The sequence below is a fragment of the Psychrobacillus sp. genome (assembly GCF_032154225.1).
Lineage (GTDB): Bacteria > Bacillota > Bacilli > Bacillales_A > Planococcaceae > Psychrobacillus.
Genome location: NZ_JALDYF010000002.1, coordinates 35,062 through 49,282, shown reverse-complemented (window position 1 = coordinate 49,282; position 14,221 = coordinate 35,062). Strand labels below are relative to the sequence as shown.

11 protein-coding genes and 1 other annotated feature are annotated in these 14,221 nt (G+C 37.3%); of the genes, 6 read left to right on the top strand and 5 right to left on the bottom strand.

The window, feature by feature from the left end; translation table 11 throughout:
• The first annotated feature begins 337 nt into the window (after nt 1–337).
• Nucleotides 338–940: a 30S ribosomal protein S4 gene (gene rpsD / locus RUH95_RS04095; protein ID WP_313891562.1), complete on the top strand. Its 603-nt coding sequence runs from the start codon at nt 338–340 to the stop codon at nt 938–940.
• A gap of 661 nt (nt 941–1,601) precedes the next feature.
• On the opposite strand, the gene RUH95_RS04090 is transcribed toward rpsD, so the two are convergent.
• Complete coding sequence (locus RUH95_RS04090; RefSeq protein ID WP_313891561.1) at nt 1,602–1,850, bottom strand: DUF3006 family protein; 249 nt, start codon at nt 1,848–1,850, stop codon at nt 1,602–1,604.
• Nucleotides 1,851–2,066: 216 nt separating this feature from the next.
• Between RUH95_RS04090 and RUH95_RS04085 the strand changes: the two genes are divergently transcribed.
• Complete coding sequence (locus tag RUH95_RS04085) at nt 2,067–2,231, top strand: hypothetical protein (protein WP_313891560.1); 165 nt, start codon at nt 2,067–2,069, stop codon at nt 2,229–2,231.
• A 57-nt stretch (nt 2,232–2,288) separates the two neighbouring features.
• Here RUH95_RS04085 and tyrS read toward each other — a convergent pair whose 3' ends face one another.
• Nucleotides 2,289–3,554 carry a tyrosine--tRNA ligase gene (tyrS, locus tag RUH95_RS04080; protein ID WP_313891559.1) on the bottom strand — a complete coding sequence of 422 codons (1,266 nt, stop codon included), beginning with the start codon at nt 3,552–3,554 and terminating at the stop codon, nt 2,289–2,291.
• Nucleotides 3,555–3,606: 52 nt separating this feature from the next.
• Nucleotides 3,607–3,802 (bottom strand) — a binding site (T-box leader).
• A gap of 100 nt (nt 3,803–3,902) precedes the next feature.
• Between tyrS and RUH95_RS04075 the strand changes: the two genes are divergently transcribed.
• The gene (locus RUH95_RS04075; protein WP_313891558.1) at nt 3,903–6,818 is read left to right on the top strand and encodes a transglycosylase domain-containing protein; all 2,916 of its coding nucleotides are present in this window, start codon (nt 3,903–3,905) and stop codon (nt 6,816–6,818) included.
• 699 nt (nt 6,819–7,517) lie between these two features.
• On the opposite strand, the gene acsA is transcribed toward RUH95_RS04075, so the two are convergent.
• Nucleotides 7,518–9,236, bottom strand: coding sequence for an acetate--CoA ligase (acsA, locus tag RUH95_RS04070; RefSeq protein WP_313891557.1), 1,719 nt, complete (start codon nt 9,234–9,236; stop codon nt 7,518–7,520).
• 174 nt (nt 9,237–9,410) lie between these two features.
• Here acsA and RUH95_RS04065 point away from each other — a divergent pair, with 174 nt between their 5' ends.
• From RUH95_RS04065 to RUH95_RS04055, 3 genes are read left to right on the top strand one after another with little or no spacing between them, the layout of a single operon-like run.
• Nucleotides 9,411–10,043: a GNAT family N-acetyltransferase gene (locus tag RUH95_RS04065; protein ID WP_313891556.1), complete on the top strand. Its 633-nt coding sequence runs from the start codon at nt 9,411–9,413 to the stop codon at nt 10,041–10,043.
• Nucleotides 10,044–10,075: 32 nt separating this feature from the next.
• Nucleotides 10,076–10,723 (top strand): acetoin utilization AcuB family protein, encoded by a 648-nt coding sequence (locus tag RUH95_RS04060; RefSeq protein ID WP_313891555.1) that lies wholly within the window; start codon nt 10,076–10,078, stop codon nt 10,721–10,723.
• Nucleotides 10,720–11,874, top strand: coding sequence for an acetoin utilization protein AcuC (locus tag RUH95_RS04055; RefSeq protein ID WP_313891554.1), 1,155 nt, complete (start codon nt 10,720–10,722; stop codon nt 11,872–11,874). Before RUH95_RS04060 ends, RUH95_RS04055 begins: the two co-directional genes overlap by 4 nt.
• A gap of 39 nt (nt 11,875–11,913) precedes the next feature.
• Here the strand turns inward: RUH95_RS04055 and ccpA are convergent, their stop codons facing one another.
• Entirely contained in the window at nt 11,914–12,912 is a 999-nt protein-coding gene (gene ccpA / locus RUH95_RS04050; RefSeq protein ID WP_313891553.1) for a catabolite control protein A, read from the bottom strand.
• Between the two features lie 141 nt (nt 12,913–13,053).
• A complete protein-coding gene (locus RUH95_RS04045; RefSeq protein ID WP_313891552.1) occupies nt 13,054–14,139 on the bottom strand; it encodes a bifunctional 3-deoxy-7-phosphoheptulonate synthase/chorismate mutase in 1,086 nt (361 codons plus the stop codon).
• Nucleotides 14,140–14,221 lie beyond the last annotated feature (82 nt).

Genomic DNA, 14,221 nt, shown 5'->3' with positions numbered 1-14,221 from the left:
TATGCGACTTTTCTCACAATATCTCATAATTCCATTTGACTATAAATTCATAAACTTGTCAATTGTTTTCCTTTTCACTTTTTATTAATTGCATAGATTTCGAAATAAGAATTTCGTTTGACTTTTACAATGGTAAAAGATACAATGAAATTTGTGTAAAATAAATGCAGCAGTTGTATGGACTAGCTTGCTCATTTTGTTCCTCTATATAGATGGTGTATCCCGTAACCCTTGGCTGCTAGGGCGATGATACATGAAAATAAAATGACTACTAATCTGAATGCATCTGGTATTATTTTACAACAAAATAAAACCAACTTAAAAGGAGGAGTCTCTCATGGCTCGTTATACAGGTCCAGCATGGAAATTATCACGTCGTCTTGGTATCTCACTAAGCGGTACTGGTAAAGAATTAGAAAAACGCCCTTACGCACCAGGACAACACGGTCCTAACCAACGTAAAAAATTAACAGAATACGGTTTACAATTACAAGAAAAACAAAAACTTCGTCACACTTACGGTGTAAACGAACGTCAATTCCGTACTCTATTTGACAAAGCTGGTAAAATGGCAGGTAAACACGGTGAAAACTTCATGATCCTTCTTGAAACTCGCCTTGATAACGTTGTTTACCGTTTAGGTCTTGCTCGTACTCGTCGTGGAGCTCGTCAATTAGTAAACCATGGTCACGTTATGGTAGACGGAAAACGCGTTGACATTCCATCATTCAGCGTAAAAGCAGGTCAAGTAATTTCTCTTCGTGAAAAATCACAAAACCTTGTTGCTGTAAATGAAGCTATGGAAGTTAGCAACTTTGTTCCTGAATACTTAACTTTCGATGCAGACACTAAAGTTGGTACTTTCGTTCGTCGTCCAGAACGTAGCGAATTATCTGCTGAAATTAATGAAGCACTTATCGTTGAGTTCTACTCTCGTTAATCGAGATACTCAGCATACAATAGTATTAAAAGCCTTCAAAATCCTGTTTTACAGGGTTTTGGGGCTTTTTTTATAATATTACATGAACACAGAGTTTACGGGCGGAAGTGGAGTGGATTTCGTTACACACGATTTCGTTACAAGCGGACGCGTTCTGCCGGCACGACTTCAAACTCCTCGTCGCAGAAAACATCCGCTACTCCCGCCCGAGTCGCCGCTTTTCACTACATCCCTCCTGCTTATGGGTGTATATTCATGTTCTTTCTACTTAAGCCCTTTCATGTAAGAGGAAAAGAAAAAAACATCACCACTTCTAGTTAGAAATAGACCGACAATTTTCGTATGAAGTAAATTCGTCCTTTATTTCTCCACTTTATATAAAAATAATAGAAGTGTCTCTTTGTAAAAAACTACAAAGAGCCGAAAAATTGTATCTTCGGGGGACCTTAAAGTAAATAGAACCGACTTGCTTCTTCTATTGCTAAAAGCATTTAATCACTTAGCACTGAAATTTTTGGAGAGCGGAGGACGAACATTTGCCATACGATGACCGACGAAAAAGCTTGTTGATAGTGGCTGCGCCACTTTCAACAAGCTATAAAAATTTTATCTTTCATCGTATTGCCCAATGTGAAGCCTGAAGCGAGCCTGAAACTGCGTATTACTTTCTCTTCAAACCTTCAATCAAATCGAGTACTCTTTGCTTCGTTTCATCTACCTCATCTTGTATGATTTTAAAATCATAACCGGATTTACCAGCATTTATTTGAATTTCTAGAAGGTCTCCTTCTTTTGCATCAATCGTAAACTTTTCTTTCAAAATGACTAATTTGTTCACTTTGTTATTTTTTTCGAAAAGTACAACAAAAAAATCATCAAAGTGATCTAAAACGTACTTATTTGAATCCACATAAACAGCTCCTTGACCTAAATAATTAACATCAACCAAATTATGTAATTAATTGTTTGAAATTATGTAAAATTTCCTCTATTTATTATTATACTATCTTACGCTCAACTTTCATCTGTTTTTCCATAAATATTTATTTATATGTCAAACAAATGACTATTTATTCAATCATAGTAAATACTATTAAATGCAATTGCATAAAAGGAGGAGAAGTTATTGAAAAACAATCAAAAAAATACGAATCGAACGATGAAAAAAAATTCGTCTAGTGTAAGCGAGAAATTTACTGAACCACCTACCTTAACAGAAACGGAAAAGAAAGCTCTTCGTGTAAAAGACGGGCAACACAATCATCATGTCGATGAACGTGGTGGAAATTAAGTAAGCAAAAATAGAATATAAACAAGCTACTCCACGCATAGGAAGTAGCTTGTTTTATTATAGAAACTTAATCATTTTATAATTTTTCTTTCCTCTACGAACAATCATAAATTCATCTTCTAAACGATCCGCTTGCCCTACTACATATGCAACATCTGTTACTTTCTCACCGTTAATCGAGATTGCACCATTTGTTACATCTTCACGTGCTTGTCTTTTCGAAGGAGACACAGTAGCTTCTACGATAAAATCTACAATGCTTTTTTCTTCCTTAGACATTTCAACAGAAGGTACATCTTTAAATGCATCTTTCATTTCTTCCGCCGTTAATTCTTTTAAATTTCCGCTAAATAAAGCTTGAGAAATACGAATCGCTTGGTCCAAAGCTTCTTGACCATGGACTAATCGAGTCATTTCTTCCGCAAGCGCCATTTGCCCCTTACGTAGATGTGGTTCTTTTTCGATCGTTTCTGCGAATTCTTCAATTTCATTGCGCTCCAAGAAAGTGAAAATTTTCATGTATTTCACTACATCTGCGTCAGCTGTGTTAATCCAAAATTGGTAAAACTCGTATGGAGATGTCTTTTTTGCATCTAACCAAACAGAGCCAGATGCTGATTTCCCGAATTTCGTACCATCTGCTTTTGTTACAAGTGGAATCGTGATTCCGAATGCTTTCACTTCTTCTTCATGTGTTTTACGAATTACTTCCAAACCAGTCGTAATATTCCCCCACTGATCAGATCCACCAATTTGGACTTTACAGTTGTATGTGTTAAATAAATGATTAAAGTCAATTCCTTGAATTAATGTATACGCAAATTCTGTAAAAGAAAGCCCCGAATCTAAACGAGAAGCAATTGAATCTTTCCCTAATAAGTAATTAATATTCACAAGCTTCCCGAAATCACGTAAAAACTCAATAGTGGACATTGGCCCAATCCAATCATGGTTGTTAACCATTTGGGCACCGTTTTCTGTATTAAAATCAAAAATTCGCTCCATTTGCGTTTTAATACCACGAACGTTTACATCAATTTGTTCCGTTGTTTGTAATACTCGCTCTTCTGAACGTCCAGAAGGATCTCCAACCATCCCTGTTGCTCCACCAACTAACAGAATCGGACGATGCCCATGTAACTGGAAACGACGAAGTGTTAATAATGGAACGATATGTCCAATATGCATACTATCTGCGGTTGGATCAACTCCACAATATAAAGAAATCTTTTCATTATTTAAGACATTTTTTAATCCATCTGCATCCGTTTGCTGATAAATTAGACCTCTCCACGTTAAATCTTCTAATAATGCATTTGTCATTTAAATCTCCTCCTCAGAATGAATAAAAAAAGTCCCTACATGAAATAAATCATGCAGGGACGCTTAAACAATTAGCGCGGTACCACCCAGCTTGAAGGAATTATCCTTCCGCTTTAATCACACTATCGCTGTGACAACGTCTAACTCCAAGCCTGTAATTCATTTTTGTACACTGACTAGCTTTCACCAACCGCTAGCTCTCTAAACAGTATATACAAATACTACTTCGGACTCTTCTTCGTTAAAATATATACCTATTTTACCTAATATGAAACGTATGTCAATAACTATCGTCTAACTATAAGCGATTATGGTATAATAATTCAAGATTTGGAGGTTGAACTACTTATGAATAAATGGATGGAGAAAATCCAGTTTTATAAAGAAAAATTAGATTCATGGCATGCAACCAAATGGGCAAAAGGTCTACGTATATCTTCAAGCGTTATATGGAACTTATGTTTACTATTTATAATAATAGGTCTTTCATTTGGAATATTTGCCGCATCAGTTGGAGCGGGTTATTTTGCTTCACTAGTAAAAGATGAACCGTTACGCGGAAAAGATGAAATGCGTTCGGAGATTTTCAACTACGAAGAAACGTCCGAAATATATTTTGGTGGCGATGTTTATCTTGGCAAATTACGAACGGATCTTGAGCGAACGGAAACCAAACTGTCCGCTGTTTCCCCTTACGTAATTGATGCCGTATTAGCTACAGAAGATGAATATTTTGAAGTACATAATGGAATTGTACCTAAAGCAATCTTCCGCGGTTTACTTCAAGACGTAACAAACTCGGATACACAAACAGGTGGATCTACTTTAACGCAACAATTAATCAAAAACCAAATATTAACGAATGAAGTATCTTATGAGCGAAAGGCAAAAGAAATCCTTTTAGCTATGCGTCTTGAAAGATTTATGACAAAAGATGAAATATTACAAGCTTATTTGAACATTATTCCTTATGGCCGAAATGCGAACGGCAGAAATATCGCTGGTATTGAAACGGCGGCACAAGGAATATTTAATGTAAAAGCAAAAGATTTAACTTTACCACAAGCTGCCTATATTGCTGGAATACCGCAAGCTCCTTTTGCTTATACCCCGTTTAGACAAGGTGGCGTACTAAAAGAAGCAGCTGCCTTACAGCCTGGTATTGATCGGATGAAAACAGTATTATTTCGTATGAAGGAAACTGGATATATTACGAAAGAGGAATACGAGGCAACAAAAGATTACGACATTACAAAAGATTTTAGAGAACCAGAAGATTTACCAGAGGAAAGATATCCTTGGCTAACAACTGAGATTGAAAATAGAGTGAAAGAAATTTTCAGAAAGCAGTTTGCCATTAGGGATAATATCGATCCTGAGCGCTTAAAACACGAATCTAAACTATATGAAAAGTATGATATTTTAGCAAAACGCGCTATTAGTACTGGCGGCTATCGTATTCATACAACAATCAATAAAGAAATGTATGAAACCATGTTAAAAGTCCGGGACGAATTTGAGTTTTATGGACATACGTACAAAAAAGAAATAAAAGATCCTAATACCGGAGAAGTAATAGAGCAAGACTATCCCGTTCAAGTAGGAAGTATGTTAATTGAAAATGGAACTGGCAAAATTTTGTCCTTTCTTGGTGGACGAGATTTTGAATTAGAAAAACTAAATCACGCGACACAAGCAATTAGGCCGATTGGTTCTACGATGAAACCTTTGCTTGTCTATGCTCCTGCTATTGAATATGGTGTCATTGGTGCTGGAAGTCCGGTTGTCGATATTAAACTAGATAATCTAGGCAGTACAACTTGGACAAAATCACCTTCCAATTACAGCCCACTTCAAGAAAAAGGAATTATTTCTGCTCGAGATGCTTTAAAAACATCTCAAAACTTAACAACTATCCGTTTATATGATTTAATAATGGATAAAAAACCAACTGACTTTTTAATAAAAATGGGATTCACTCACCTTGAACCTGGCGAATATGCTAACCATGCATTATCAATCGGTGGTATGACAAATGGTGCAACTGTGGAAGAAAACACAAATGCATTTGGTACTTTTGCAAATGATGGTCAATTTATTGATGCATATATGATCGAAAAAATTGTAGATGCAAATGGTAAAACCATTTTTGAGCATGAAATTGAGCCAGTCCAAGTGTTCAGCCCAGCAACTGCTTATATAATTACAGATATGCTGCGAGATGTACTAAAAGAAGGTACTGCGACTGTAGCTAACTCTCGTTTGAAATTCAAATCAGATTTTGCTGCCAAAACAGGAACAACACAAGATCATAATGACTCTTGGCTCGTTGGCTATAACCCTAATGTATCGCTAGGCGTTTGGCTAGGCTACGATTATAACGAGACACTTTTCTATATGAATAATCGATACAATCATCCAAGTGTGCGTGTAAATATGCTTTGGTCTAATATGATGAATGCTATGTATGATATTAATCCGGAACTCGTTGATGCACCTAATGACTTTAAAGCTCCAAAAGGAGTCGTTTCTAAATCATTTTGTGGAATTTCTGGTTTAGCAGCTTCCGATGCATGTTCACAAGCTGGATTAGTTAAATCAGATTTGTTTAACGCAGCTGCAATGCTTCCAACAAGCGCTGATGATAGCCTTATCTCATCATCTTATGTTGTTATGAACGAAAATAAATACCGTGCATTAGACTCCACTCCAATTGAATTTGTTGTAAAAGGTGGATACGGTGTTAATGAAGAGTTTATCAAACGAATGCTCGGAAAGTTTGGAGGAAATGCTAGTAAGCTTTTCCCTGAAAACTCCGCATTTGCTGGAAGTGTCGTTTCCGAGGAAGTTTTCGAGGCAGACGGTAGTCCACCAGCAGCAGTTACTGCAACTTTATCTGGGACAACATTAACATGGACTAAATCGTCCTCTCCAGACGTTGTTGGGTATAGAATATTCCAAGTTGTTAATGGAGAGCGAGTTCCGGTTGCTTCTAAGCTAGAAGCGGAAAATTATAGCTATTCTATTAATGGACATGGTCAATACATTGTCGTATCTGTCGATATTACTGGATTACAATCAGGTGCTTCTAATATCGTTTCGATTGAAGAAGAGCAGCCTGAACCACCAGTTGAACCCGTAGTTCCACCATTACTTCCTGATGGTGGCGGGAGCGATAACGGTGGAACTGGTGAACCGATACCTCCTGTTGATGGAGGAGGAGAAATAACTCCACCCGATAGTGGAGACATAACAACACCGTAAGAACATCTTAGTGACGCTGTTTCCGGCTCGCTCTAGGCTTCACACTGGGCTATACGATGAACGGTAAAATTTAAAAAGCTTGTTGGAAGTGGCTGCGCCGCTTCCAACAAGCTTTTTCGTCGTTCATCGTATGGCAAATGTTCGCCTTCCGCTCGCCAGAAACTTCAGTGCCGAGTAGTTAAATAATTTTGGCAATAGGAGAAGCGAGTCGATTCTATATACCTTGAAGGCCGCCAAAGATTCAATTTTGGCAGCTGTTTGTGGTTTTTTAGAAAGAGAGACTTCTACATTTGGACATAAAATGGAGAAGTAAAGGACAAATTTACTTCATACGAAAATTGTCGGTCTATTTCTAATTAGAAGTGTTGATGAACTTTTTTCTCTTCCTCTTACATGAAAGGGCTTAAGTAGAAAGAACATGAAATACACTCCCATAAGCAGAGTAGATGTAGTGAATAGCGGCGACACCAAAGGGATAAGCGTTAGTCGAAGACCCCGCAGTGGAGTGCTAGCGACCCAGGAGGCTGAGGCAATACCCGTGGTAAGCGTCCGCTTGTAACGAAATCCACTCCATCCATTCCTATACTTTCTTACTCTCTATTTATACTGTAAACCCTTTGTTCATAGGACATTTTTATATATTTTCTATAAGAAACTAAAAAGCCACAACGACCTGATATCAAATCGTTGTGGCTTTTATTAATCTTCCATTGTAGATAAATCACCAGTTGGTAATTTAAGCTCCCATGCTTTCAATACACGGCGCATAATTTTACCGCTTCGTGTTTTTGGTAACTTATCTTTAAATTCAATTTCTCTAGGAGCTGCATGCGCTGCGAGTCCTTGTTTCACAAACTGCTGAATTTCTGCTGTTAATTCTTCTGAAGGCTCATATCCTTCATTTAAAGCAATAAACGCTTTAATAATTTCTCCACGAATCGGATCTGGTTTACCAATAACTCCAGCTTCTAAAACAGCTGGATGTTCAAGTAATTTACTTTCTACCTCAAACGGCCCTACTCGCTCTCCAGATGTCATAATAACATCGTCTACACGCCCTTGGAACCAATAGTAGCCATCTTCATCCATATAAGCGGAGTCTCCAGAAAAATACCACTCATCATTCATAAAGCAAGACTCATATTTTTCTTTATTGTTCCAAATTTGACGCATCATAGATGGCCAACCTTTTTTAATCGCTAAGTTCCCCATCGTATACGGCGGTACTATATTTCCTTGATTATCAATAATCGCTGCTGATAAGCCTGGTAAAGGTTTCCCCATAGACCCAAGTTTAATCGGCATGCTTGCATAGTTACAAATCATATGTGCACCAGTTTCTGTCATCCACCAAGTATCATGAATTCGCTTATTAAATACTTGCATTCCCCACTTAATCACTTCTGGATTCAAAGGCTCTCCGACAGAAAGTACATGACGTAAAGAAGATAAATCATGTTGTTTCACAGCCGTATCCCCTGCTCCCATTAACATACGGAATGCAGTTGGTGCACTATACCAAACGGTTACTTTATAATCTTCAATAGCTTTGTACCAAGCTTCTGGTGAGAATCTTCCCCCGAGTACAAGCGATGTCGTCCCTGTTAACCAAGGACCAAAAATACCATATGAAGTTCCTGTAACCCATCCTGGATCTGCCGTACACCAATAAATATCGTCATCTCTAATATCCATTACCCATTTCATCGACTGATACTGTTGAACCATCGCATAATGAACATGTAAAATTCCTTTTGGCTTTCCAGTTGAACCAGATGTATAGTGTAAAATTAGACCGTCTTCCTTATCAACCCATTCCATTTCAAAAGAATCCGAAGCTGACTCCAATGCTTTATTAAAGTCGATAAACTTCGCTGACTCATCTATTCCTGTTCCAATTAAAAAAACAGTTTCAAGATGCGTCAATTTATCAAGCGGAATTCGTTTAAGTAACTCTGGTGTTGTCACAATTGCTTTTGCTTCACTATCTAGCAAGCGATCATAAACTGCCCCTTCCATAAATGCTTCAAAAAGTGGACCTACGATTACACCTGCCTTAATTGCCCCAAGGAGTGCAAAATATAGTTCAGGAGATCTCGGCATAAAAATGAATAAGCGATCCCCTTTTACTAGAGTAGAATGTTGCTTTAAAACATTTGCAGCTTTATTACTCATATTTTTCATATCTGTAAATGTATATGATTCTTTACGATCTGCATCTTGATAAAGTAATGCCACTTTATCTTTGCGATCCGACTCTGCATGTCTATCAATTGCTTCATAGGCCATATTTACTTTGCCAGTTTCATACCATGAAAAAGCTTTTTCTGCTTCTTCCCACTGAAACGATTTGGCAGTTTCATCATAATCCTTTAACAGATGGTTTCCTTGCACAACATCTAATGTTTCAACCTTCATCTTATTCACCCTTTCAATAACATTACTATTATATTCTACAACATTCTTTTCTATTATTGCTAATATTTTTACTCTTTTGAATTTTATTCATCATATTGCTTGAGTAATCGCTTTCTCCTGTTAAAATCATGTATAATAGCTTTAAAATGCAATTATTTTATAGGTGGTGAGTTCTTGGTATACAAAAAAACGTATTACGCGGAGGAACTAGAAACAAAGCATGGCATCGTTACAATCGAAGGACCAATTCCATCTGAAGAAATTGCTAACTTAGTATTTCATGAGGACCTAGTAGCCTTTCGAGCACCGGCTCAACAACATAAAGCGGTTACCGAAATTGCTAACTTACCAGAAGGTCGAATTATTATTGTAAGAGATCAAAATACAATAGTTGGCTATTGCACATTCCTTTATCCGGATCCTCTTGAAAGATGGTCAAAAGGTCAGATGAAAAACCTAATTGAATTAGGAGCCATTGAAGTAATTCCAAAGTTTCGTGGCACAGGTGTCGGGAAAACATTGCTCCGTGTCTCCATGATGGATGATGCTATGGAGGATTATATTACAATCACGACAGAATATTATTGGCATTGGGATTTAAAAGGAACGGGATTAAATGTTTGGGAATATCGAAAAGTAATGGAGAAAATGATGCAAGCTGGTGGATTAGAATATTTCGCAACGGATGATCCCGAAATTAGTTCACATCCTGCAAATTGTTTAATGGCAAAGATCGGCAGTCGAGTCGACCCTGACTCCATTCAACAATTTGACCAATTGCGTTTCATGAATCGTTTTATGTATTAATTACCATTCTATGAAAAAAGGAGTTTATTCGAATGATTATAGAAGAAATAATGAATACTTCCGTACCTACACTTACACCTGCTCATACGATTAATGATGCATTACTAATTTTAAAAGAGAATAGAATACGCCATCTGCCAATCATCAATGATCAATATGAAGTAGTTGGTGTTGTTACAGATCGAGATTTAAAAGAAGCGACCCCCTCCTCTCTTCTGAACGCACGAATTCCAGAAGTTTTTGAGCGCCCTTTATCTGAAATCATGACGAAAAATCCAATAACGGGCCATCCATTAGATTTTGTAGAAGAATCCGCTTCTATTTTTTATGATAATCGAATCGGCTGCTTACCAATAGTTAGCAAAGGAAAACTTGTTGGCATGATTACCGAGTCCGATTTATTGTACAAATTTATTGAACTAACAGGTGTTCATCAACCCGGTTCACAAATTGAAGTGCGTGTGCCAAATAAACCCGGCGTTTTGTTTGAGATATCAAAAGTTTTTTACACACAAAAAGTAAATGTGCTAAGTGTGCTTGTCTACCCTGATAAGGAAGATGAAGGGTATAAAATATTAGTATTGCGCGTAAAAACAATGAATCCGCTAAAACTAATAGATGCGGTGAGAGCAGAGGGCTTTGAAGTTCTTTGGCCAAACCATCCGGGAATAGATATATGAAAAAAGATGCTGTATTTATCTTTTCAGAAGATCAACTAGGATATAAGTTTTCAGATACCCATCCATTTAATCAGAAACGCCTAACATTGACTGCGGATTTATTAAAAGAGATACAAGCATTATCATCATCGGATATTGTTGCTCCGAGAATTGCAACAGATGAAGAGTTGCGCTTAGTGCATGATGCAAACTATATTGAAATTGTTAAGAAAGCTAGTTTAGAAACAGGTCAAACAAATATATATGAAGCATACGGTATTGGAACGGAAGATACGCCAACCTTTCCACATATGCACGAGGCAAGTGCAAGCCTTGTTGGTGGAACACTTACTGCGGTTGACTATGTGATGGAGGGAAAAGCATCTCACGCCTTAAATTTAGGCGGTGGGCTTCATCACGGGTTCAAAGGGAAAGCATCTGGTTTTTGTATTTACAATGATAGCTCTGTTGCGATTAAATATATGCAGGAAAAATACAATGCACGAGTTTTATACATAGATACAGATGCTCATCATGGAGACGGTGTGCAGTGGAGTTTTTACGACGATCCTAATGTATGTACGATTTCGATTCATGAAACAGGACGATATCTCTTTCCCGGAACAGGCAATATAACGGAACGAGGATCTGGCGAAGGATATGGTACTTCTTTTAATTTTCCAATAGATGCTTTTACAGAAGACGAATCTTTTTTAGAAGTGTATCGAACTGCTTTTCGTGAAATCGTGGAGCATTTTAAACCCGATGTTATATTAAGCCAAAATGGTGCAGACGCCCATTATTTTGATCCATTAACTCATTTATATGGAACGATGAAAATATATGAAGAAATTCCGAAACTGGCACATGAACTTGCACATGAATTTTGCGACGGGCGATGGATTGCTGTTGGTGGCGGTGGATATGATATTTGGCGGGTAGTACCTCGTGCTTGGTCGCTTCTTTGGATGGAGATGAATAATATGAAGGCTCCTGTAGGCAATTTACCAAAAGCTTGGCTGGACCGTTGGGGAAATGAATCTCCAGTGCCTTTTATACCTACTTGGCATGATCCCAATCCACTGTATGAGCCGATTCCACGCAAGGCAGAAATTACAGAGAAAAATAAACAAATGCTCGATAAATGTTTATATATGATTCGAAATAAATAAAGAAACCACCAGTAGCTCCAAGCCGCTGGTGGTTTTAGATTATTTAACAGAATCTCTTTCCTCAATACGGTAAGGAAGAATAACTGTTTGCTCATCTATTTTTTCTTTATTCATAAACTTCGTTAATAAACGCATAGATACTGCTCCAATATCATACAAAGGCAACACTACACTTGTTAACTGCGGTCTTACCATTCGAGCAAGTTTTGAGTTTTCAAAACTAATAACTTCAATGTCCTCTGGTACCCTTAACCCATTATCTTGCGCACCGTGGATTAAACCAATAGCAATTTCATCGTTCCCTGCAAAAAACGCAGTAGGAGGGTCTTTTAACTTACGAAGTTGCTCCCAAGCGACTAAACCGTCGTCATATGTATTATCAACGCCTACGATTAAATCTGAATCGATTTCAATGCCAGCAGCATCTAGTGCCTTCTCATACCCTGATAATTTATGTACCCGATTGATTGCTGAAGACATCGAGCCTGAAACGAAAGCAATACGCTTATGACCATTTTGAAGCAAGCGATTTACAGCGTCCACAGCCGCCTCATGATATTCAATATTTACAGAGGGGAATGAATTAGAAGTTTCAATCGTACCTGCTAATACAATCGGTACTTGCGATCTTTCCATCTCATGTAGCATTTCTGGTGTGACATGATCACTCATCATCACAACACCATCCACTTGCTTACTAAATAAGGTAGAAAGCAATTGTACTTCCTTTTCTTCTTGTTGATCTGAATTCGTCAAAATAATATTATATCTGTACATCGTCGCAATATCTTCAATACCACGAACAAGTTCCGCATAAAATACATTTGAAATATCGGGGATAATTACCCCAACTGTTTTTGTTTTTTTACTTGCCAAACCTCTTGCAACTGCATTTGGTCTATAATCTAATCTTTCTATTACTGCTAACACTTTTTGACGAGTTGCGGGTTTTACATTTTGGTTACCATTCACTACTCGTGAAACAGTTGCCATCGACACATTTGCTTCCCTAGCCACATCATATATTGTAATAGTCAACGCTTTCCCCTCCTTCACTTTTATGAATAATTATACTATAAATAAATAATACTTGATACATGCACTAATTTTCAATCAAATAGTAAAACCGACCCTATTAAAGAGTCGGTTTTGTGATTATTTTATGTCTGGCAAAATCAATTACGCGTGTACTTCATGCGTTTTCATGAATTTTTGTAAAGAACTGTAAAACTCATCAAATTGTTGTAAATTCATTTGTTGAGCTGCATCCGATAATGCTACTGCTGGATCTGGATGAACTTCAGCCATTACGCCGTCTGCACCAATTGCAATTGCAGCTTTCGCAGCAGGCAATAAAATATCTCTACGCCCTGTAGAATGCGTTACGTCTACAAATACAGGTAAATGCGTTTCTTGTTTTAAAATTGGAACTGCTGAAATATCTAATGTATTTCGAGTAGCTCTTTCATACGTACGAATTCCACGCTCACAAAGGATGATTTGATCATTTCCTTGAGACATAATGTATTCTGCTGCATGAATAAATTCATCTAATGTAGCTGCAATTCCACGTTTCAATAATACTGGCTTATTGATAGAACCTACAGCTTTTAATAATTCAAAGTTTTGCATATTACGAGCGCCTACTTGCACAACGTCAATATAATCAAGCGCCTCTTCTAAATGACCAGGTGTCACGATTTCAGAAACAACACCTAAACCAAATTCTTGAGAAATTTGTTTTAGAATTTTTAATCCCTCTAATCCAAGCCCTTGGAAATCATATGGAGATGTACGTGGCTTGTAAGCCCCACCTCTTATTAGTTTTAACCCTTTGCCTTGAATAGCTGCAGCAACTTCTGCTACTTGCGCGTATGATTCAACAGCACATGGTCCAAATACAAATGATGGAATACCATTTCCGATTTTTTCGCCATTGATTTCAACAATCGTATCTTCTGCTTTCTTTTTACGAGAAACAAGAAGTGCTTTCTTTTGATCATCCACTTGAAGTTCTAAAGCAGTTTTGAATATTTCTTTAAAAATATGTTCAACTGTTGATTGTGGTAGTGGCCCAGAATTATTTTCTTTTAAATGATCAAGCATATGTCTTTCACGAAGAGGATCATATCTATTTACACCTTGTTTTTCTTTAACTCGCCCAATTTCTTGTACTACCCCTGCTCTTTCATTGATCAACTGTAAAATTTCTACGTTGATTTCATCTACACGCGTTCTTAAACCTTCTAAATCGACTTGACTCATAGATAATTCTCCTCCCTCTTCTTCAACGATACTTTATATCGACTGAAAATTATGATACATTTTAGATATAAATCATATTATA